The sequence below is a fragment of the Paenibacillus sp. HJGM_3 genome, from assembly GCF_045062745.1.
Lineage (GTDB): Bacteria > Bacillota > Bacilli > Paenibacillales > NBRC-103111 > Paenibacillus_AA.
Genome location: NZ_JBJGED010000007.1, coordinates 74,126 through 96,808, shown reverse-complemented (window position 1 = coordinate 96,808; position 22,683 = coordinate 74,126). Strand labels below are relative to the sequence as shown.

16 protein-coding genes are annotated in these 22,683 nt (G+C 51.5%); 2 read left to right on the top strand and 14 right to left on the bottom strand.

The window, feature by feature from the left end; all coding sequences use genetic code 11:
* Positions 1–176 precede the first annotated feature (176 nt).
* Positions 177–4,565, bottom strand: a complete 4,389-nt coding sequence (locus ACI5FR_RS10145) for an S-layer homology domain-containing protein (protein ID WP_405453908.1) — start codon at positions 4,563–4,565, stop codon at positions 177–179.
* Between the two features lie 266 nt (positions 4,566–4,831).
* Between ACI5FR_RS10145 and ACI5FR_RS10140 the strand changes: the two genes are divergently transcribed.
* Positions 4,832–7,456 (top strand): lectin-like domain-containing protein, encoded by a 2,625-nt coding sequence (locus ACI5FR_RS10140; protein ID WP_405453905.1) that lies wholly within the window; start codon positions 4,832–4,834, stop codon positions 7,454–7,456.
* Positions 7,457–7,609: 153 nt separating this feature from the next.
* On the top strand, positions 7,610–7,978 hold the full coding sequence (locus tag ACI5FR_RS10135; RefSeq protein ID WP_405453902.1) for a VOC family protein: 369 nt from the start codon (positions 7,610–7,612) through the stop codon (positions 7,976–7,978).
* Positions 7,979–8,047: 69 nt separating this feature from the next.
* Here ACI5FR_RS10135 and ACI5FR_RS10130 read toward each other — a convergent pair whose 3' ends face one another.
* The 13 genes from ACI5FR_RS10130 to ACI5FR_RS10070 all read right to left on the bottom strand — a co-directional run bounded on the left by ACI5FR_RS10130 (position 8,048) and on the right by ACI5FR_RS10070 (position 22,664).
* Positions 8,048–8,425, bottom strand: coding sequence for a hypothetical protein (locus tag ACI5FR_RS10130; protein ID WP_405453900.1), 378 nt, complete (start codon positions 8,423–8,425; stop codon positions 8,048–8,050).
* 333 nt (positions 8,426–8,758) lie between these two features.
* Complete coding sequence (locus ACI5FR_RS10125; RefSeq protein ID WP_405453898.1) at positions 8,759–9,322, bottom strand: hypothetical protein; 564 nt, start codon at positions 9,320–9,322, stop codon at positions 8,759–8,761.
* Positions 9,319–11,475, bottom strand: a complete 2,157-nt coding sequence (locus ACI5FR_RS10120) for an ABC transporter transmembrane domain-containing protein (protein ID WP_405453895.1) — start codon at positions 11,473–11,475, stop codon at positions 9,319–9,321. Before ACI5FR_RS10120 ends, ACI5FR_RS10125 begins: the two co-directional genes overlap by 4 nt.
* 208 nt (positions 11,476–11,683) lie before the next feature.
* Positions 11,684–12,442, bottom strand: a complete 759-nt coding sequence (locus ACI5FR_RS10115) for an ABC transporter permease (RefSeq protein WP_405453892.1) — start codon at positions 12,440–12,442, stop codon at positions 11,684–11,686.
* Between the two features lie 4 nt (positions 12,443–12,446).
* Positions 12,447–13,367, bottom strand: a complete 921-nt coding sequence (locus tag ACI5FR_RS10110; protein WP_405453889.1) for an ABC transporter ATP-binding protein — start codon at positions 13,365–13,367, stop codon at positions 12,447–12,449.
* A 23-nt stretch (positions 13,368–13,390) separates the two neighbouring features.
* A complete protein-coding gene (locus ACI5FR_RS10105; RefSeq protein WP_405453886.1) occupies positions 13,391–14,920 on the bottom strand; it encodes an alpha/beta hydrolase family protein in 1,530 nt (509 codons plus the stop codon).
* Positions 14,921–15,000: 80 nt separating this feature from the next.
* Positions 15,001–15,921 (bottom strand): sensor histidine kinase, encoded by a 921-nt coding sequence (locus ACI5FR_RS10100; protein ID WP_405453883.1) that lies wholly within the window; start codon positions 15,919–15,921, stop codon positions 15,001–15,003.
* A gap of 6 nt (positions 15,922–15,927) precedes the next feature.
* On the bottom strand, positions 15,928–16,629 hold the full coding sequence (locus ACI5FR_RS10095; protein WP_405453880.1) for a response regulator transcription factor: 702 nt from the start codon (positions 16,627–16,629) through the stop codon (positions 15,928–15,930).
* A gap of 91 nt (positions 16,630–16,720) precedes the next feature.
* The gene (locus ACI5FR_RS10090) at positions 16,721–18,079 is read right to left on the bottom strand and encodes an MATE family efflux transporter (protein ID WP_405453877.1); all 1,359 of its coding nucleotides are present in this window, start codon (positions 18,077–18,079) and stop codon (positions 16,721–16,723) included.
* Positions 18,080–18,205: 126 nt separating this feature from the next.
* The gene (locus tag ACI5FR_RS10085; RefSeq protein ID WP_405453874.1) at positions 18,206–18,538 is read right to left on the bottom strand and encodes a metal-sensing transcriptional repressor; all 333 of its coding nucleotides are present in this window, start codon (positions 18,536–18,538) and stop codon (positions 18,206–18,208) included.
* 242 nt (positions 18,539–18,780) lie between these two features.
* A complete protein-coding gene (locus ACI5FR_RS10080; RefSeq protein WP_405453871.1) occupies positions 18,781–19,689 on the bottom strand; it encodes a DUF1259 domain-containing protein in 909 nt (302 codons plus the stop codon).
* Positions 19,690–19,941: 252 nt separating this feature from the next.
* Complete coding sequence (locus ACI5FR_RS10075) at positions 19,942–20,784, bottom strand: copper amine oxidase N-terminal domain-containing protein (protein ID WP_405453868.1); 843 nt, start codon at positions 20,782–20,784, stop codon at positions 19,942–19,944.
* A 146-nt stretch (positions 20,785–20,930) separates the two neighbouring features.
* Positions 20,931–22,664, bottom strand: coding sequence for an Ig-like domain-containing protein (locus ACI5FR_RS10070; RefSeq protein WP_405453866.1), 1,734 nt, complete (start codon positions 22,662–22,664; stop codon positions 20,931–20,933).
* Between the last annotated feature and the right edge of the window lie 19 nt (positions 22,665–22,683).

Below are 22,683 nucleotides of genomic sequence, written 5' to 3'. Positions count from 1 at the left end.
GATGATTTTTCACATCATTATTAGAAATTATATATATTTTATTTACATTATATATAAAGTGGCGGGTACTGGTCAATATAGAAATACAAAAAAACTTGGCTCCATAAACGGAGCCAAGGGTTGACCTCATCGGCAGTTAGAGCATGGATGGATGCGGTGTGATGCCGTTAGTCTCATTAATCGATAAACTGCATGTGCTGCAGCAACCGCTTGAGCATGACGGTCGCCTGAGCCCGGGTGGCATGTTCCGACGGAGCGAAAGTATCGTCAGTCATGCCCGTTATGATCCCAGCAGCCACAGCTTGGTCTGCGGATGCCAACGCCCATTCGGATATCGATGCCCGATCCGCAAACTTGGCAAGCCGACCGCTTTCTAGGTCTGCCGCGCTTGCTTGTTTGCCCGTAACCTTCAACGCTCTGGCAAGCATGACCGCCATTTGTTCGCGTGTAATTCGCTCGTCCGGCGCAAAGCGGTCCGGCGCAATTCCGCCCACCAGTCCGGCTTTCACCGCCGCTTCCACCGCAGGCGCGTACCAAGCGCTCATCGCCACATCCGCAAAGCTCGAGCTCGTCTCTTGCGGGTTCATCGACAGCCCCAGAGCACGAACGAGCAGTGCGGCGAATTCGGCCCGAGTGACGTCGGCATTCGGGGTGAAGCGGCTGTCTGAGACACCCTGCACGATCAGCTTCGACGCCAGCAGCTCCACGTCCGCTTTCGCCCAGTGGCCGCTCAGATCGGCGAACGTTTTAACGTCGGCTTCCAGGATGGCGTAGATGCTGTTATGCGGCACGCTCATGGAGATTTCCCGTGTGCCGTCGGCTCGGGCAGCGCGAACCGACGGGACGAAAGAGATCGATCGGATGGCGGGATCGTACAGGACGGCCATAATAACCTTGCCCGCCTCATCCGCGTCCAGCACAATCGCTCGAGACATGTACGTCCCGCCGAAATCGCGTACTTCACCGGATCGCCCATTCGCCTCGACCGTTACCTTGTAATCGACGGCGCTCCCGATCACCTTGCCCCCTTGGGAAGTTGCGGTTTGTTCGAGTTCCTTCCTAACCTGTCCGCTCACCCGCTCTATAGTTATATTCACCTTCAAGTCTTTGAGCTCGACGCCGAGCTGCGCAGCCAACCCTTCCAGATCAAGAACATGGATGACGAGCTGGAAGCTTGAACCGTTCAGCTCTACTTCAAGGATTGCGTTTGGAACGGAATTCGCAATCGAGGAGATCCAAGAAGCGGGAATGGGTACCTTCACGGCCTGTTCCGTATCGTTCACTTCGATGGTCAAGATCGGCTTCCCGGCTTCTTTCAACCATTCCGACGCTTGACTCAGCATCCTATCATCGAGTTTGACGATTTCGATGATGGAACCGTCCGGTTGAGTGACCTTCCCGATCATCGATGGGTTTACGATCAGCTTCACTGCACCCGATGAGTCCGAAATAAACTTGGGATCCAAGGAAACGGGGGCAAGGTTGGCACCCGATTCCGGACTGTCAGACTGGGGATCTGCCCGGTTCACGGTAATGGTATACGATTTCTGTGCCCCGTTCAGAGCAGTGACCGCAACCGTAATCGAGTTCGCCCCTTCGTGCAGCGCGAGAGTCCCGCTCTCCGTACCGCTCGTCACCGTCTGCAGTAAGCCGCCGTTTACACTCACTGTTACCACATCCGATCGGTCTGCGGTAACAGGCGTAACCATGATTCCGGATATGCCGTCAGACACGTAAGCCGAGTAACTAATCGTACTGCCTGAAAATGCAGGACTCAGCGCACCCGCCGAGAGCGACAATCCGCTCAACTCCGCAGCTGATGCGTCCAGTCGAAAGCGGTTCGACACCGCGTTCACTTGGTTACCGGCTGCATCCGACGCCCGAATGTGCAAGTACCAGTCTCCGTCGGCTCCGCTTTTCGCCACTGTATCACCACTCGTGAACGACAACCACCCTGCTGCCGGAGTCGACGTATCGATCGACCACGCATATTGAAGTGTGGATGCGTTCACGCCTGATCCGCTGCCGTTGTCCGCAACCGTCACCGCCGTCGATGCCGACTGTCCCCACGTCTCGTTGCCGTTCGTCCCGAAGGTGACCGATGGCGACGTTTTATCGATGTTCACCGCCAACGATGCGGAGAGTGAATTGCCGGCCATATCGGTCACTTGATATGTTATTGCACGTGTTCCTGCCTGATCGAACGTAATCGGCGTTCCGGACGCATATGCCTGCGCCGCGCCTCCGTTCAGTACATAGGTAAGCGAAGCAATCCCGCTCGCGCCCGCCTCGGCGTAGACGCTCAACGTGACGTTCTGATTCGTCCATGAGCCGCTCGTGTAGGCGTTTCCGTCCGCTTTAACCAACGTAGGCGTCAGCCTTAACCCGCTTTTGCTGATCTTCACCGTACGTTGTTCGACCGTTTCATTGCCTGCCTGATCGACGGCTTTGAATGAGAGCGAATACACGCTGTCGCTTTGCAGTTCTATAGTCGAAACATAGTGGCTCCATGTCGCTCCGCCGTCGAGCGAATACGTGAGCGAGCTTACGCTGCTCGAATCCGATGCGCTTACGCTCACGGCGACATCCTGATTCGTCCATGTATTGTCCGAATATACGTTCCCGTCGCCTGTTGTCATCGCGATGTTGACCGTCGGCGCGATATTATCCAACCGAAAACGGTTCGACCGCGAGTTTACGGTATTACCGGCCGCATCCGACGCCCGAATGTGCAAATACCAGTCTCCCTCGGCTCCGCTTTTCGTCAACGTATCTCCGCTTGCGAAAGCCGCCCAGCCTGAAGCCGGCGTCATGGTGTCGGTCGTCCAGGCATACTGCAGTGCAGAGGCGTTCACGCCTGATCCGCTGCCGTTGTCCGCAACCGTCACCGCCGTCGATGCCGACTGCGCCAACATCTCGCTGCCGCTGGTTCCGAAGCTGATTGCCGGGTTCGTAATGTCCAGACGGAATCGGCCCGATACCACATTCGCCGTTTTGTTAACTGCATCCTTAGCCCGAATGTGCAGATACCAATCTCCCTCGACCCCGTTTTTCGTCAGCGTATCCCCGCTAGCGAACGCAGTCCAGCCCGCAATCGGGGTTGACAGTTCAGCCGACCACGCATATTGCAGCGTAGAGGCGTCCACGCCTCCTCCGCTGTCGCTCACCGTCACCGTCGTTGACGCCGACTGCGACCAATTCTCGTTGCCATTCGTCACGAAGCTGATCGATGGTGGAGGCGAAATCGAAGTATCTACCTTAAAAGCAAGCATCGCGCCGACTACCCTGTTATGGGCGTCCGAAGCCGTAACGATTAATGTATAGTTTCCGGTATTCAATCCGGCCAGCGGCAATCTGCGGTTAATCGCTTGAGCGCTGCCGCCGTCGGAAGTTTCTGTATATGTAGCGGTAATAACGGTGACATTCGAGCCGTCCCGGATTTCATAGTTAACGGCGAGTTGTTCCCCGTTTGTTTCATGATAAACATTTCCCGTCACCGACAACGCATCCTGACCGGGATGGAGGCTGTACGTCGTCTCGGCAAGCGGATTGACACCGATTCCGAGCTTGGACGCAAGCAGATACGGATACGTTTCCCCGTCGCGAAAGCCCCAAATCGAGGTAGTCCAGCCTGCGAAGGTGTTCGCATCTTTCATGCCCTCCGTGGTGACCCCGCCTACACTGGTCACCCCGGCTCCAACGGAACTGGATGATTGGCCAGAAGTTTCCGTGTTCCAATACGAGCCCGGGAATGTGTTGCCGGTGTCATTTCGGCCCACCAGGCCACCAACCGAAGCGCTCCCGGTTACGCGGCCCGCCGCATATGAATTTTCGATAGAACCTGAATTGTGGTAGCCTACCAAGCCACCTACTTCTTGGTCCCCGAATACATTGCCCGCTGCGTAGGAGTTCCGGATCGTCCCGGCGTTCATGCCAACCAAGCCGCCATGCCTCATTGCCGCCCCGCTGACATGAACGACCGCGTACGAATTCTCGATCGTACCGCCTGCGTTGACGCCCGCCAGACCGCCGGCGGCAGCATCAGACCCGCTCATGCTTATCCAGCCGGTTGCCATCGAGTCTTTTATCGTACTACCGGAAAAGAGGTTGCCCGCCAAAGCACCGCCAGGTGCACTGATACTAAAGGCACCACTTCCGGTTACATTGATGTCAAGCAAACGCATATTCATCAATTGAGCACTAGCGCCTATGACCCCGAAAAGCCCGACCCGTATAGATGGCCGGTTGATGGTCATGTTACGTATCGCATATCCGTTACCGTCCAACGTGCCTTTAAAAGGGGTGCTCGTGTCGCCGATCGGCATCCATCCTCCGGTTCCGCCGTAGCCTGCCAGATCAATATCCGCCCCCAACTTGTAGTGCACGGCCAAATTGTTTCGAATGTTCGATAAGTCCTGCGGCGTCATCACGATGAACGGATCATCCGTCGTGCCTATTCCGGTCATTGCATGCGCCTGCTCAATCCCGCCGGCAATCGGGGCCAGTTGCATGATCAGCAATACCACAATTAGAAGGAGTGTTGCTTTTTTTAACGTATTCCCCATTTTCACAAACCTCTCCAAATTAAATATATTCTTTTCAGAATATATTATAATCCTATGTCCTGCATGCTGAATAGTAAAAAAGTTGCATGTAAGGTGCCGGAATGGAAAAATATGTATTCCTTTTGACTAATTCAACAGAGTAAAATGAAATTAGCCATTTCTGGGCTGAACTGTAAATTTACTTTAACGGAAAGGAGACGTTAACTGCGAATTTGGGTTGTGCTCGACCGATCCCCAAGGGGAACCATGATGAAGGAGGAATTTATTTGTTACGCAGTTATTTGGCAAAAATCGGAACTCTCGCACTGGCCATGCTACTGGTATGCGCATTAGCCGCAGGAACGGCGCTCGCTTCTCCAATTGTCATTAGCGCGGTATATAAGGATTTTTCGGACTTGTCCCAATTCACTTTGAACGGCAATACGATCGCCAACAATCCAGGTGGATCGGGGGTCAATGTCGGCGGGCAAAAGGTGCTTCGAATCACGCAGGCCAGCCGGCAGCAAAGCGGCAGCGCGTTCCTGACCAAACGGGTTTCCCTGGTCGGCGGGCGGTCCTTTAGCACCTACTTCTCCTTCCAAATTGGGAATTCGGGCGGTGACTTCGGCATTCCCGGAGCCGACGGCCTTGTGTTTGTCGTTCAGACGAAAGCCAATAACGTCGGCGCGACCGGCGGCGGCATCGGCTACCTTGGCGTCTCGCCCAGCGTAGGGGTCGAGTTCGACACCTGGAAGAACGACGAGTCGTATGCGCAAGATCCGAACAATAATCACGTGGGCATCAATGTGAACGGCGACTCCCGTTCCGTCAAAACGGCGAACCCGCCGGGCGACCTGAAGTCCGGGATTTGGAATGTCTGGGTAGATTACAACGGCAACACAAAAAATATGGAAGTACGCGTCGTACAAAATTCTACCACCCGTCCTGCAACGCCTTTGTTGACGCAAACGTTGGACCTGCAGCAGATCTTGAATATGGATGAGGTCTATATTGGGTTTACTTCGGCCACCGGGCTAGGTTGGGGGAACCATGACATCCGTTCCTTCTATTTCAACAATGATTACACGCCGATCGACCCAACGGACGATTATATCCCAGCGCCGACCCAGGTCGACGTTTCGGCCAATCCAACCAGCGTGTCCGCGGGCCAATCGAGCACCATCACAGCAGTAGTCAAAGATTCGAAAAACAATATCGTTCCGAATCATCCCGTAACCTTCACCACCACACTCGGCACGATCACCCAAACGGCTCTGACGGATGCGAACGGCGTCGCCACTGCTACTCTTACCTCCGCCGCGATAGGCAGCGCCAAAGTGAAAGCATCTGCAATCGGTGGCGCCTACGGGGAAACCACCGTGCAGTTTGTCAACACGCCGCCGGTCGCCTCGGACTCATCAGTCCCAGCCCTAGAGGACCAAGTCTCAAGCGGTACCTTGTCCGCCAATGATGCGGATGGCGATCCTTTGACCTATAGTCTTGTGAGCGGGCCGATGAAAGGGAGCGTGTCGGTCAACCCGTCAGGCCAATTTACATATACCCCCAACGCTGACGAAAACGGTACTGACAGCTTCACCTTCAAGGCAAATGACGGTAAAATCGACTCCAATACGGCAACCGTTCATATCGCGGTCTCCCCTATAAACGATGCGCCTTCTTTCGTAAAAGGTGCGGACCAGGCGGCGAATAAAAAAGCTGCAGGCAGCAAAATTGCAGTGCCGGGCTGGGCATCCCAAATCTCCTCCGGTCCCGTGAACGAATCGGGCCAAACGGTGGCTTTTGACGTGGCTGCGGACCTCCCCGCTTTGTTTGTCGGGCAGCCGGCTATTGACGCGAATGGCACCCTCAGCTTTACTCCTGCGGATAACATAAGCGGCAAGGCCAACGTCAGTGTGGTGCTGAGAGATAACGGCGGCACGGCTAATGGCGGGATCGACACCTCGGCCCAGCAATCGTTCGACATCCGCGTGGATTCGATTAATCCGACGATTACAGCTGTTCTGAATCCTTCGGGTTGGACCAACGGCAACGTAACGGTGAACGCCGCGTTTGACGGCACCGGAAGCGACATTACCGTCACCAAATGGGACAAAGGCAGCAAAACGGCGGCAGACTTCCAAACCGGCGGCAGCGCCTTGAACAACGGAGCGTTTACCGTGTCGGAAAACGGAACGTATTCGGTGTATGCACAGGATGCGGCGGGCAACGAAACCGTTCAGCTCGTCCAGGTCGGCAATATTGATACGATCGCCCCAGTCACGGCTGCCGCCGCGAATCCGGTCTCGGCGAACGGCTCCAGCGACTGGTATACCTCAGAAGTCACGGTTAGCCTGTCGGCCACAGACGATATGTCCGGCGTCGCCAAGACCGAGTATCGCGTGAATGACGGCGCTTGGACTGTGTACAATGGTTCTGTCCCGCCCTTCAGCGACGGGGTGTACAAACTCGACTACCGCTCCGTCGACCGTGCAGGCAATACCGAAGCGACGAAGACTCTTAACCTGAAAGTAGACACATCGGCGCCTGTCGTACAGGTCACTGTGGACCAACCGGTCTTATGGTCGCCGAATCACAAATTGGTGGATATTGTGGCCACCGTCAGCGCCAATGACGGCACTGCAGGTATCGCTTCCATCGTCCTGACGTCCATCACGAGCAGCGATCCGGATAACGGCACGGGAGACGGTGACACAGCCAACGATGTTCAGGGCGCGGAATTCGGCACTAACGATATGTCGTTCAGTCTTCGGGCCGAGCGTTCCGGTAAAAATCCGGCTGGGCGTGTATATACAATTACTTACACGATCACGGACACCGCCGGCAATGTTACGACTGCGACCGCAACTGTGAGCGTGAACCATGATAATTCGCAAAAGGATAAAAAGCAGTAAGTCAAACTTCCTCCTGTGGAAGCCGTTGAATGTTAACGGCTTCTTTTTTCATATCAATCCATGTTTCAACAAAAGGTATTTTTCGAGAAACAGCGAATTAAGATTTTGTGAAGGGATAAGGAAAAATTTAACTATTGAGGAGACGGATGATTTATGGAGAATGGTGAGAAAGGTCAGGTTACGATCCGTAATATTTCACCGATTTTTTATGTCCCGGATCGTAAACTCGTGCTAGACTATTACAAACGACTGGGTTTCTGGTGCGACTACGACATGGGATTTGTCGAATGGAATCGGATTGGGTTCATCGTTCACGAGAGACAAACGGTACCTGCGACTCCAAACCATGATGGAATTGAAGGGCTTGATGCTTTTGCCATGGTTTCAAATGTTGAACATTTATTCACAGAGTTCAAGTCGAAAGATGCAGTGTTCCTTTATGAACTTCGAACGAACGAATATAACATGAGAGAATTCGCTATCAAGGATCCAGCAGGATTCACGATTGGATTCGGTCAGTAATCTTCCAGAAAGAATGAGAAAACGGAGCCCGCTAACTCGCGTGGCTCCGTTTTGATTGAATTGTCCGCTTTACTTATACCGGTTACAGAAGTCGGCGAATCGGCTATAAGGTGTGGAGTATACAACCGTTGTACCATACTCTGTCTCGTAGGCTCCGTGCTTATCCGCAAACTTCCGATACAGCCGATTCGTGTACTCGTTCGCAGCTTCCGTCGGAATCCTCACCTCCCGCACACCGGGATTCGCGTCAATAATTTGTTCCGCCAGCACCTGCAGGCCGCGTATGAACGTCCTGCTGCTCCGATATTCCTCCAGAAAACAACTGTTCCCAAGCACCGCAATTTCCTTGTCCTGAAAGTCATGATCCGCAAGTCCGAGTACGAAGCTGCCGATTCCGATGACCTCATCTCTATCACTCGTCAGAATCGCTCCTCTTCCTTCTCTCATGTAGTTTCGGACGTCTCTGGCGGCAAGGGTTATCGGATAATTCGGAATGATGTCCGTTCGATTCCGGATATAAAAATCGGTAAACCTGCTCCACTGAACTGTATTCGAGCAAATAACGATGGAGACCAAATCCGTCACATCCTTAGGCAAGCAATTTTTTAAATATTTTTACAAATATGGTTGATTTTTCTTATATTATCTCGTATATTTAGTACTACATTTAGCAAAGGAGGTGATCCCAATGGGAGATCCAGGAACACAATCGGGTACGGTTCATAGAACCTACGGGACTTCGACCAAGCGTTAGTCCTACCGAATCCCGCGTCATCGCAATCATGATTGAAGGCCGGCGTTCATGCCGGTCTTACTTGTTTGCCGCCTGTCCGTTCTAGAGAAAACCATCGCCGCAGCCCGCCTTAACAGGTCGGGAGTGGTTCGGAATACGTCCAATGGACCGCACATGTGCAATTGCGTCTCGCTTAGCGAGGCGATTTTACCAAATAATCGGCGATCGGCATCGGATTGGACTACAAAAAATTCAACGTCATAGGCGGGTACCGGCAGCTCGAGCTCTCTTTCGGCGAACGCCTCGACTGCCCGCGCAATCGCTTTGCCTCCACGCACTTCCTTTTCCAAGTAAAGCAGCTGTATTTCGATCCGGATTCGTTCCTTGCCATTCTTCTTCATGAGGAACGGTGTGTACATCAAGATTCCCCGAATTCTCCCCTGTTCGTCCAACGCCAACATAAATCCGTCATCGCTAGCGGACATATAAACAAAGTCCATCACCGTACACCACTGGTAAGGTACGCCAAGGTCTTCCGCATGCCTGCATAAAAATAGAACTCCGTCCTCCCTGCGCTGTTCCGAATCCGCGATCACCCACTTCAGCATCATGCCTCTCTCCTTTTCATTCGTAACTTTATCGTCCCTTCGAGCTCCTCGCGAATAGAAGGGAACTTTTCCATCAATGGGTGGAAATGATCGTACGACAGCGACAACAGCAAGCAAGGCGTTGCCGTTACAATCGTGGCCGTCCTCGGAACGTGGTGCATAAGCGCAATTTCTCCAAAATGGTCCCCGTCCGACAGCACCGCTACTTTATGCCGGTCTCCTGCTGTTGCCGCTTTGAATACGTCAACCTTCCCTCTCGCAATCAAATAAAACTTGTCTCCGGTGTCTCCCTGCTCGACGACAGGTATACCCGATTCGAATCTTTCTGCAACAAAAAGACCGGCCATTTGCTCCAGCGCCTCTTGTTCGATCCCACTGAAGAAAGGCAGCCCTCGCAGCCGCTGTACTTGAACATGAGCGCTGACTCCGTCTTTATCCAGTATGAACCCCTGCTGCTTCTCCCACATCTGACGATATAGGCCGTTCCGCTCCATAAGCTGCTCGTGTGTCCCTGATTCGGCTATCTCGCCTTGGGCCATAACGATGATATGATCGGACATGGCTGCATAAGAGAGACGATGCGTAACCGAAATGATCGATCTGCCACCTTTGAGCGAAACAATCGTTTCATTGACAGCCCGCTCGGTGTCCGGATCAAGAGCCGAGGTTGCTTCGTCCAAGAATAAGAGGTTCGGATCGCGCAGCAGCGCCCTTGCGAGCGCAATCCGCTGACGCTGACCTCCGGACAAGTTATCTCCATGATTGTAGACTGCGGTATCGTATCCATTCCGGAATCCGGCGATCGCTTCATGCACGCCGGCCGCCCGCGCGGCCTCCACGATTTCCGCTTCTGCAGCATCCGACTTCCCCATACGAATGTTATCCCTTATCGTGGCGTTAAGAAGGATAGAATCCTGGAAGACAACACCGGCTTGCCCGAGCAAGGATGCGAATTTGACTGCTCTGGCATCGTGTCCGTCGTATAACACCGCTCCTCCGTCCGGATCGGCGAATCGCATGAGCAGCTGCAACACTGTGCTTTTGCCGGAGCCGCTCGGACCCACGATAGAGGTATAACGGCCAATGGGTATATCCAGATTAAGGTGCCGCAGCACAGGCTCGCCCGGTACATAAGCGAATGTGATGTCTCGCAGCGCGATTTCCGAGCGGACTTTCGGAAGCACCAACACTCCCGATTCGTCTACTTCCGGCATCCATTCCATCGCTTGATGCAGCCGCTGAAGGCTCGTTCTCGCCGTCAGGAAGATGGGCAGCACAGCGGCAATGCCGAACATCGAGTGGCCGACCATAACAAATACGGAATTAAAGGCGATAAATTCGCCGATGGTGAGACGCCCCTCGAACGTCAAGGAGCTGCCGTATGCAAGGACGACGGCAGTGAGAATCGAAATGCCCAGCACTGGCAGCCGATTAAGATTGGCGCCGACGAATCCTCTATGCACCCCGATCGACAGCATGGATCGGAGAATACCTTCCACTTTAGCCAGCATACTCTTACGCAGATTGAATACTCGTACGACTTTGAACGCTTTTATATTCTCATCGATCGAGCTGTTGAATAGGTCCAGCTGCGTATAATAAGCTCCATTGAGCGATTGCAGCCGGGACTTGAGCAGCGTGAAAGGCAGGAAAAGCAGAGCAGAGCCGGCTAACACGACAAGTGCAAGCTTCCACTCCATGCTGAGCAGAATAACCACCCCTATGATCACGCTCGAAACGGCCAGCAGCGCACTGCTAAAGGTCTGGATGATGGCCGCTTCAATCGCCGGAATATCGTCGGCATACCGGGTCATAAGATCGCCGGTCTTGAACTGCTGATAGAAGCGCTGGGTCTGAAGCTGCATATGCCTGAACAATTGAAGCCGGTAATCGAACAATAGCTTGGCGCTTAGTCGCGAGGTGGCGTAATCGCCGGAAATACCTGCTGCCACATTAAGAATGCCGAGTCCCAGCAACACGCCTATAAGGATGGATAGAGCCTTCGGATCTTGAGGAAGTAGTGCTTTATCAATTAAAAAGGAATAGCTGAGCGATGACAGATAACGGAACAACAGGTCGGAAACGGTTCCAAATACGATCAGGAATACAAATCCTGGAGAAGAGCGAATTGACGCGGCGATATATTTCCACAGCATTCGGGTAAAGCTCCTTTAATAACTTCGTAAATTTACTCAGATCAGCTCCATTTTAACGATATTCAATAGTGTGCAAACTGAAAGAAAGCGGTTCCATGTAAGGTTTGAGGGGAAATTGAGAAAAAAATTACAAAAGGGTCAGACAATTTTTCCATTGCCTGACCTTTTTCATTCAATCAATAATCCTAACAAGCCAATCCATCCCCAATTAAGAACCGCTATGAACTTCCGACTTTTCGTAATAAACGATGCAGAACGCCAAGGAAGCGATAAAAGTAACGGCAAGAATCGTTATTCCGGGTGCGACGTAAGGATTCGGACCGCTCACCGCCAGTCCTTGTGCCAATTCCCGAACCGGCCAGTAAGGCATCAGCCACGGAAAAAGAATGCCCCTCATGCCATGTCCCATTTCCCCGAGCAGGGTGACAACTGTGGTAAATACGCCCAATACTGTCGAAGGGATTACGCTTTTTCCAACCATACTTATAGCGGCCGCTACAGGCACAGTGCCGAACGAGAGGAGGCAGGCCAGTCCATTCATGCGAATCCCAGACCAAACGACTGCAAAATCGACAGGCTGAGAAAAGGCTAAAACAAGTCCGGCAGCCGTTACCGTAAGACACGAAAGCGCCGAAGTGACGACGATCAGCAGCAATATGGATGCCAGTTTGGCCAGAAGAATACTCAGTCGCGAGATCGGGTAGGAAAAAAGCTGGTTGATCGTTCGTTCCTGATATTCTCGCGAGAAGATATAACCTGTCATCAAGGCGAACATAAACGGAGCCAGAATGGTAATCGTCATCCCTTGCCGGTAAAACATATCCTGCAGGTCGATCGCCGCCCGAACTCCCTCGGGTGTAACTCGAGGCAAGAAAGCCGAGAGGGTCACAAGATTTGCGGGAATGGCTCCAAGCAGAATAAGCCAATACATCTTCGTATGCTTCAGCTTCAGCATTTCCGCCGACAAAAGTTTAAGCAGAGCTTTCGCCCCCCGTCAGCTTCAGAAAATAATCCTCCAGGCTATCCCCCGCCAACCGCATTTCCCTCACGCCGACTCCGTTTTGGGCAAGCAGCATACTGACAAGATCCGGCCTGTCGAGATGGTCGTATAGGCGCAGCCCCCCGGAACCGGCAATGACATAGTCGGTCGTCCCCAGCTTTTGCTCCAAAATAAAAGCGGCTTTTTTCTCGTCCGTTACATTGAGGTCGAGATAGTTTCGAGTCTTTTTTTGCAGCGTTTCATAGTCGATTTCCTCCAACAGACAGCCTCTGTGCAGGATGCCGATCTTATTGGCAAGCTGCTCGATTTCGCTTAATAAATGGCTGGAAATGAGGAAGGTGATGCCCCGCTTGCGGGCAAGCTCCAGAAAAAGCTGGCGCATCTCTTTCATACCACCCGGATCTAGGCCATTGGTAGGCTCGTCCAAAATCAACAGTTCGGGATGATGGAGCAGTGCGCGGGCAATTCCGAGACGCTGCTTCATTCCGAGCGAATATTGCTTGACCTTCTGATGCTTGGCCTCCAGCAGTCCGACGGCCTCCAGCGCCTCTTCGATGCTTTCACGGTTACCCATGCCCATCATTCGCCGGTGAATGTCCAGATTATCCGCCGCGTTCAGGTTCAAATAGAACCCCGGATACTCGATGATGGCGCCGATTCGCTCCATCGCCTTGTTTTTGTTCCCGTGCAGCGGAGTGCCGAACAATTCGATTTCTCCGGCAGACGGACGGATAAGCCCCATAATCATCCGCAAAGTTGTCGTTTTTCCGGCTCCGTTCTGCCCCAGAAAACCGTATATGTCGCCCTGTTGAACGGTCATATTCAAGTCGCTTACGACCGTTTTTGCACCGTAACTTTTCGTCAGACGGCTAGTTTGCAAAATCGTTTTCAAGCCTGTCCCTCCCTTGCCTCAGGCTATTTTTTTATCCCAACGACGGCATACGTCAGCTTTACTCGATGCAGCTTCGGATACTCGCCAAGCACGGACTCCATCCCTTGTCCATTTTTGAGATGCTGGTCGAGAAAAGCCAAAGTCGCGGCTTTGGCGATTTCCAGACATTCCTCCGACGAAGTGGCTCCGTTAATTCCAATTAAGCTTCGGAACCCGGGACCTATATAAAGCCCGATATCCGCCATTTTCATATGAGCGCTGCCTTCGATCGCAAACAAGCTGTCTGACGCCTTCAACGTATCGGCAAGCCCGTTGATCGCCTGCTCCTGTTTCTTGTAAATGCCGATATAGGCTTGTTCGCTTCCGTATGCCGATGCAACGCCCTGCTGCTCTTCGGCAGACATATCCTCCCATTTTTTCATCAATGGTTCGCGTTTCGCAATCGCCTGGATACCAAATTCGTCATTCGCCAGCATGAGGAAAGCAGCCTTCGGCTTCGACGCATCGGGAACGGCATAAACGGCTCCATCCAGGTTGAGCGCGGCTTTTACTCGGCTGTCGCTGATGGCCAAATTGTACGCCGCTGCGCCCCCTAACGAATGGCCGACGACGCCGATTCGTTCCAAATCGAGTTTGCCGGCAAAGATGGATTCCGTCTCCCCTGCGTTCATATCAGTGAGCAGATCGATCATATAACGGTTGTCGTCCGCCATGATTTGCGTAATGGCATCCAGGGGATCGCCATCGTCGAAGCTCGCGGTGGCATCCCGGTCCGTGACGATTCCGTCGGGAAGCTCGGTCGCCGACGAGACGTAGGTGTGATTAACGGCAACGACAACGTAGCCTTGACTGGCCAAATCCTCGCATTGCGAAGTGTGCGTTTCCATCAATGTACCTCCGCCATGCGAAAATAAAACGACAGGGTACTTCGCCTGTTTCTCCGATACGGACAGCCTTTCCCGGGAGTGCGTTTCGACCAGCCTCAGTTGATCGAACATGAATCGCGGCAAACGGTAGCCGGAGGCGAATGCTTGAACGAGCTCGAGCGAACCGTGAAAATAAGCAGCTTTCGGCTTGGACTTGTCCTCTGTCGCCGGGTAGTAAATTTTGACCGCCAACTGCCGCTTTTCCGTCGAATCTTTCAGAAAGGGCTCTAGACGCCGTTCGTCCGTCGGGTAAAAATACTGAACGCCCACCGCATACTCGCCTGTCGGCGCCGGAAGCTTGAACACCGGGAGGACGTAAGCCAGCAGGGAGGTTATTGCGAGGAAAATGAGGGACAACCCGATTCCGGTGTTTTTAAGCAGCTTGATCCATTTGGTTTCCGGCATCTCGATCGCCGACCTCAACAGAGCGTAAATCGTGAACAAAAAAACGAAAGCATAGGAAAAAGACATCGAGTAACGAAATTCTTCTATTGCGCCGTGAAGACCAAGTATAAGCCCATTGGAGCCTGCCAGTCCCAGCAAAACGTTTTTGGTTAGTTTTTCCCTCGTGCCCAGAAACAAAGCAAACAAATTCACGACAATTAACGCGACTTCAAATGCTCTCACTTGACTTCCTCCTTTTGAAGCCAAGTATAAAGCCGCGTTCTAACGGGCCGTTTTCGTATTTCTAACAAAGTTCTTAAATCTCAACCTTTTAACAAGCTAACGGAAAAAACCGTTTTTTCTCCCGGCTTGCTGGATACCGCAATTCGGCCGCCTTGTTTTTCGACCAGACTCTTGGCAATGGTGAGTCCCAGGCCGGTACCGCGCAAAGCCGCATTCCTTGAAGCTTCCCCAGTATAGAAGCGATCGAAAACATGCGGCAGGTCTTGAGAGGAAATTCCTTGGCCGCGATCCCAAATCTCAACCCGAACCGAATCCGGGTCCTCCCGAACCTCAATGCCGATTTCTCCGCCTTCCCGGCCATAGCGCAACGCATTCGATAGCAGATTTTCGAACACACGCCGCAAAAAGATCCGGTCTCCCCTGACATAAGGCGGCGAAGCCGGAAGTTGAACCGTCGGCGCAACGGAAATTTTTTGAAAATCCGGGTAAAACCCGACCAAAACCTCCTGCACAACGTCGTTCAAGTTGATTTTATGAAGCTCGGGCGGTGTGTCTTCGGCTTCCAACCTGGCCAGCTCGAAAAACTCCTGCAGCCTTTCCAACAGCGTGTTCCCTTTTCCCGCGGCGATTTTTATAAAATTGTCCTTTTCTTCCGCCGTCAATGTCGCGTCTTGCTGCAACGCCTCGATATAGCCCAGCAAAGAGGTGAGGGGGGTGCGCAAATCGTGCGAAATATTGGCGATCATCCGTTTGCGCTCATCCTCCAGAAATCGGGTTCGCTCTCTGCCCGCTTGAACATGATCGATAAGACGATTCAATTCCCCTCCCAAGTCCTGGACTGACTTCTGCGACACACGCAAACGATAACGCAAATTCAAATTTCCTTGCCGAATGGCTTCGGTTGTCCGGGTCATTCTTTTGACTTCGTTTAGCACACGGCGATACTGAAACAGGAGAAACAACGTAACGAGCACGAGAGCCAGAATGAGAATTTGAGCCACCGGGTGTCAGCCTCCCTCGCCGAGCTTGTAGCCAAAACCCCACACCGTTTGAATGTAAACCGGATTCGAGGGATCCTTCTCAATTTTCGCCCGCAGCCTGTTGATGTGAACCATGACTGTATTATCGTCAGAAAGACTTTCCTCTCGCCAAACCCCTTCGAAGATTTGCGACTTCGTAAACACTCGGGTGGGGTAAGTCATAAACAGCTTTAGAATCGCAAATTCCTTTGCGGTTATCGATTTGTTTATCCCAGCGACAGTGACTTCATACGTATCCGCGTTCAACTCCAGGTCTCCGAGCTTCAATAACTCGGGGTTCGACCCGGAGGCGGCGTCCGAATTAAAGTCCATCGAACGGCGAAGCTGCGCTTTCACTCTGGCGACAAGCTCCCCGATTGTAAACGGCTTGGTCAAATAATCGTCGGCCCCAAGCTCGAGCCCTCGTATTTTGTCCATCTCCCGATCTTTGGCAGACAAAATGATTACGGGAGTCGTTCCTTTTTTTCGAATGGCGCGCAAAATATCCTGGCCGTCTATATGCGGCAGCATCAAGTCCAAAATGACAAGCTGGTAATCCTCCCTGGAAACAGCAGCGAGCGCTTCCTTCCCATCGTACGCGGATCGGATGCCGAAGCCTTCTTTTTCCAAATACTTGGTCACGAGCTGATTGATTTCAAGATCGTCTTCAATGATCAAAATTTTTTTCAACGAAGGCTGCTCCTTTCTTCCCCAAATGCCGCAGAAGCTTTTTTCGGATCTCGTCCCCGTAAGTATAGCGTATGCTAGGATTAAGAGGCCACTATCGTCTGTTGCTTTTGTCCATAAACTGGAACATGTGCCAGAAGCGCCATAATAAAAATACGGCCCGGATTACCAAGTCGAAAGCAATGGACAGCCAAATCCCGGCGATTCCCATCCCGAGTTGGATCGAAAGAACATATACCCCAACGACACGAATGAGCCACATGCCGATCGCAGTGCTGTACATAGGACTCTTCGTGTCTCCCGCACCTTGCAGAGCCCCCGTAATCACGAGCCCGAGGGCCAAAAAAGGCTGAGCGAACGCATCGATGCGCAGTGCAGTTGTCACCATCCGAATGACATCGGTTTGACTGGTAAACCATGACGCAGCAAGCGGTGAGAATATAAACAATAATACTCCCACAAAGGACATAAAGACGACAGCAACAGCTGCGCTAAACAAACCGTACCGATAGGCATCATGCTTTCTGCCGGCTCCCAGTTGCTGCCCGACCAGCGTCGTCGCAGCGACAGCCAATCCGAATCCGGGCATATAAGAAAAAATCTCAATGTTGCCGGCAATCGTATGCGCGGCGTACACATCGGTCCCCAACCTAATGATTAAGCCGAAGTACAATACTTGACCAAGCCTCATGATGAGCCGTTCGGCTGCAGCCGGCCCGGAGAGCCGGAGGAGCGGCAACGTATACTCGCCGGCCACTTTTGTCTTGAAGGAGAAGGATAACTTCGACTTATAGATATACAAGTAGAGCGCCGCTGCCCCGATCAACCGGACAATCACCGTGGCATACGCGGCGCCGGCAATCCCCCATCCACCTACACCGAATAAGCCGAAGATCAACACGTAATCCAACGCCACGTGAATCAAATTGATCCAAATGCCGACCTTCATCGGCGTTTTGGTATCCCCTGCAGCTCGGAGAATGCTTCCGAATATGGTCATCAGAGAGATCAGGATCGAAGGTACAGCTACAATGCGGAAGTAAACCACACCATCTGCCAGCACTTTCGGTTCTGCACCCATTAAGCGCAAAAGCGGTTCGGCTAACACGAGCGAGATCAATCCGAAAAGAAGTCCAACCGCGGCAGCCAGAATGGTCGATTGTTTCGCTATGGCTTTTGCCTTATGCAAATCTCCGGCACCGACGCTCTTCGCGATTAGTGACGATGTGCCCACACTAAGAGCCATGAAGATTGCAATATAGATCGCGATAATGGTGTTACTTACTCCAACAGCCGCTACCTCATTCAAACCTAGCTTCGCCACAAACAACGTATCCACGAATCCAACAATCGTTTGCAGAAAGTTTTCGATCATGGCCGGGATCCCTAGGGTTAGGATGATTTTGATTTTTTCCCTTGAAGTCGTATCGCTTAGTGGGATTGGTTCTGGCATCGTACACCTTCACTTCCTGGTCAACATATTGGTTGATCAATGATCCGACTCCATTATATCCTCCCCGGGGGGATATTTCAAAACTAAAAAACGTGACACCCCTTACGTTAGGGTCTCACGGTTTTATCATCGTATGTAATGATCTAATGCCTTATTTAAATCGTCTAGCGTTTTCCTGTCGCCATGTTCCAACGCATCCATTACACAGCTCTCCAAATGGTCTTTCAACAGTAATTTAGCTGCATTATCGAGAGCCTTTCTAATCGCAGCAATTTGCAAAAGAATATCTGAGCAATCACGGCCACCGGATGTCATGTCTTTAACGGAACGAACATGACCTTCAATACGGGATAACCGATTTACGATTTGTTTGCGATATTTATGTTCATGTTGGTGCCCGTGGATGTGATCGTGAGACTCAAGCTGTTCGTGTTGGTGCTCTATTGTAGGCCTGTTCAACGCAAGACCTCCTTCGTGTGTCGATAAACATACTATAACTGATCCAAGAAAAAGTGTAAAATTCATCTCGTTCAAAAACAAATAAAGATCAATGCCTATTTACAAGCAATAACTCCCTTCGTTTCGACGCGCAACAAGGTTCCATTCCGATAATCGCACCGACTGATGGTCAAAAGTGAATCATTATATCGTAATAAATAAAATCAGCTTTGCAGATGATGTCCGCGAAGCTGATTTTATTTTCATTTTACATGATTCGTTTTTTCCAATGCTGCTTTCAGTCCCCGAGCCAACTTTTCAGGATCGTCAAATCCCCAGAAATGCAGGAAGAACAGGCGCGGAGATTCAAACAACATGTGATTGTGGATTGCCGTAACCGTAATCCCGTGTTCTGTCAAAGCTCGAACGACCGGATTCACTTCATTAGCCAAAAGAACGAAGTCTCCCGTTGTTACCGCCTTCTTTCCAACCGCTTGAAAATTGATTGGAGAAGCTACTCCCATGAATGGAGGGATAACCGTCGTATTTTCCTTGATAGGTTCCGAACGTGAAATGCTCAATTGCAGAAGATCCCCGCTGCGGCGAGCCTTCTGGCCCATGATGGCTTCAACTTTTGACCAATCGAAGGCTGATGGTTGTGTGGGCACGGAGGGTTGCGTAAGCGGCGTACCTGTCTGAGCTAGAGCCGTTTTGACGCTCTCGGCAAGCTTCTTAGCTTCACCGTGTCCTTCAACATGCAAATACATGACACTTGGCATTTCGCTAATAAGGTGATTATGTAATCCTGTTATGTCAATACCACTACTGCATAATTTTGAGATTACCTGAGGCACTTCTGTATCGAGCAGAACGAGGTCGCCCATCATCATGGTTTCGTTCTCATGTAGTTTAAAAGCGAGCCAGCCAGTAAGAGCAAGACCCGGTTCGATCATGACTTCACCGACTTGCACTTTTAGGTCGGATCGCGGAAACGTAACCTTGAATACATTGTCTTGCACAGTACCCTTTCGGCCGAATATCTGTTCAAGCGTTTTCCATTCGTTCTGGTTTACGACGATTTTCTCCCCAGCGGAGATCTTCTCAGCTGGCAAGATTATGAGTTGCACTACAACGCTCGTTAACAGGATCAAAAATAGAATACGTTTTTTCATTTGTACCTCCTGTGTTCTAAAAAATTTTGTTAAATCCCAAAGACAAGTTTACCCTTGCAGTATCAGCATTATGTAAAAAATGGAACGACGTAGCCGCGGTTGGTTGGGTCGAACCTTCCACTGCTCCCTTCTATCATCGTCGAGAATGTCACAGCTTCTACTCGCAAATCAGGAATGTGATGCCTGTCCTGTTCTTTGGCAATAAAAAAGAACCATCCACTAATTGGATGGCTCTTAGTTCTTGATCGCAAATTATTCTTCGTAAATGACTACAGATTGTGTTTCCGACTCCCATTTGACAGCTGCCTTCAGCGCTTCGCTTACGAAACGAACCGGAACGACCGTGCTGCCGTTTTCAATCGTTGCAGGAACCTCAAGTGTCACTTCATTCCCGTTAACAGTTGCTGTCTTACTATCAATAAAGAGCTTCACCGTAATACCGTCCCTTGTAACAGAAACCGAACGCTCATCCTCGTTCCAGCTAACCGTTGCTTTCAAAGCCTCGGCAATCGCACGGAATGGAACCAACGTGTTGCCTTCGCGAATAAACGGTGCTACTTCAAAAGTAGGCTCTTCGCCGTTTACGTACAATTTCACGCCTATTTTCCCTAGCTTCTCGTACATTTTACCGAGCTGCTTGTAAGCATTAAGATTTGCAACGTTAGCTAAGATGGCTTCCTTTTGAACATATACCGCATCGGTTACGCTCCCGTTCTTATCCAACAGATCGGCAACTACCGACAAAGCAAGGTCCTTCTCTTTGATAGCTTCCAGCTCCGCTTTCTGTTCAGCTGTCAGATGGGTCTCATATTTGGTCAACAGTAGATCGGCAATAACAGCTCCAGCAGGCTTGTCCTGCACATTGTCAATCGCATTGAGCAGTCCCTTGTATCCATTATGTCCTTGGTTGCCATCATAAGTACTAGAAGTAACTGTCTCTTCCGAACCCGGTTTCGCTTTGAGATCCGCGTTCGCTTTTGCTTGCTCAGAATTTCCTTTATTCGACTCGCTCGCTTCCGATTTTGCAAATGCCGATCCTGCCATAAGGCTAGTTGCCAATACGCAAGACGCTATCACTAACCATCCTTTTTTCATTTCTTTTATCCTCCTCGATATTGTATCAACAATATATTCGGAATCTTTTTAAGATTTTGGTAGGGCATGTTGACAAATAAGGAAATAGCCCTATAATCACCTTGTTGTTGAACTGTCTAACGATGCACTTCACTAATGTCAATGCACTAAGTATTTGTACTTATCCGTAAAGTGAAGATTAGCGGAGCTGCTGCTCCTGTTGCCCCCTCATCCGTCGCTGTAGCAGATACAGTATGGAAGCCTTCGCTCAGCGCCTCCACCGGCATGTGACTCCAGTTGCCGCTGCCATCCGCCGTCGTGATTCCCGCTAGTGCGCCGTATACGCTTACCGTTACCGTACTGCCCGCCTCGGCGGTTCCCCTGAAAGTCGGTTTCGGATTGCCTATCACCGAATTGTCCGCCGGCTCCATGATGATCGGCGCGGCTGGCGGAGTTATATCGGCCAGATTGTCAGGCACCTTCGGATTGAGTCCTGCCTCATATTCGCCGAAATTATCCAGCCCGTCTCCATCCGGGTCGGCCTCCGGTCCGCTGATCTCCGGATTGCATAGCTCAGCTGCGGAGAAGTAGATGTGTCGCCAATCATCTAACGCACCCTTAAATGGAGGCAGCTGGGAAGCAGGCAGCACGGTCGGCGCTGTCCCGGTTTTCGTGATCGGGTATTCCGCTTTCACATATTCGGAATAAGCATAGGGTTTCACTTCCTGATTAAATTTGTAATTCTGCGATTCCTGATAGCCTACCCAAGGGCGCTGCGACCACCTGCTTTCGTAGGTCACTACATGGGAAGTAAAGACCCTGCCGCCTACTCGAAGGTTGGAGATGCCGTTATCCCAGACTTGAACGTTTGAAAAAGAGTTGGTTCCCATCTGTGTCGCCACTCCGTACCCGATATTGCTATAGACTTTGACATTGTTTGCCGTAAAAGAAACGGTGTCTCTCGACTGATTGTAGATCCCGTTTTCGTTTCCCCAGAACTCCCCACCTTCAATTGTGGAGTTCGTGAGGTCATGAGAGGAGAATCCTTCGTCGAAATTGTTAAAGGCTTTTATATTCTCGAACACAAGCCCCGTTCCGGTGCCATGTATGTTAAATCCGTCGTTTTGTACGCCTGTGACCCAAACATTGCGATACGTCTGATAAGAATCGGGGGTGACGATTTCAACTCCGTTCATCAATGTGGATATTTCCCAGCCTGAATTCGGCGAGGCCTCATCCGGATTCAAGATTAGCTTGCTGCCGTCCGAAGACAATACCGCATAATCGCTTGTGAATATCCCGGCATTTTGTCCCGATGGTTGATCCAGTAAAAGCCGCTGGCCATTATACGCTACCAGATGCCTGAACGTACTGGATTTGCCGTCCGGAAGCGAGTTGGGTATGGGGGCCGGCAGCGTATAAGTCCATTGCCCGTTCGTCTCTTGGGTGAACTGAAACGGCGTGAATCCGCTAATCAACTCGCCGTTCCCTTCAAATATAATAGGATTGCCGGGAACACCGGACGCGTGTATTTTGACCGTTTCATGGTAGGGACCACTCCCCGGTACCAATGAAATGATGTCTCCCGGTTTGAGTACCGGAGAACTGGCGACGGCAGCGGCGATAGATGGGTAAGCTCCACTCGTCATTCCTCGCCGGTCCACAAGCAAAACCCTGGGCTCGCCGCTTGCGGCTACCTGCACCGTAAAAGCGGCCGGGTTACTCTCCTTGCCGTATACGGTGAGAGTAACGGTGCCTGATCCTGCACTCAGCGGAATCAAGATTGTGCCGTTCACCGTAGAAAACCCGGTCCCTGTTCTTACCGTCCATGACTTAGAAAGGCCGGTCAAGTCATAGGAGCTGCCGAATTGATCCTTTCCGGTGACGGTGAGTCCGTTCAAATCGTATCCCGCCCCGCCT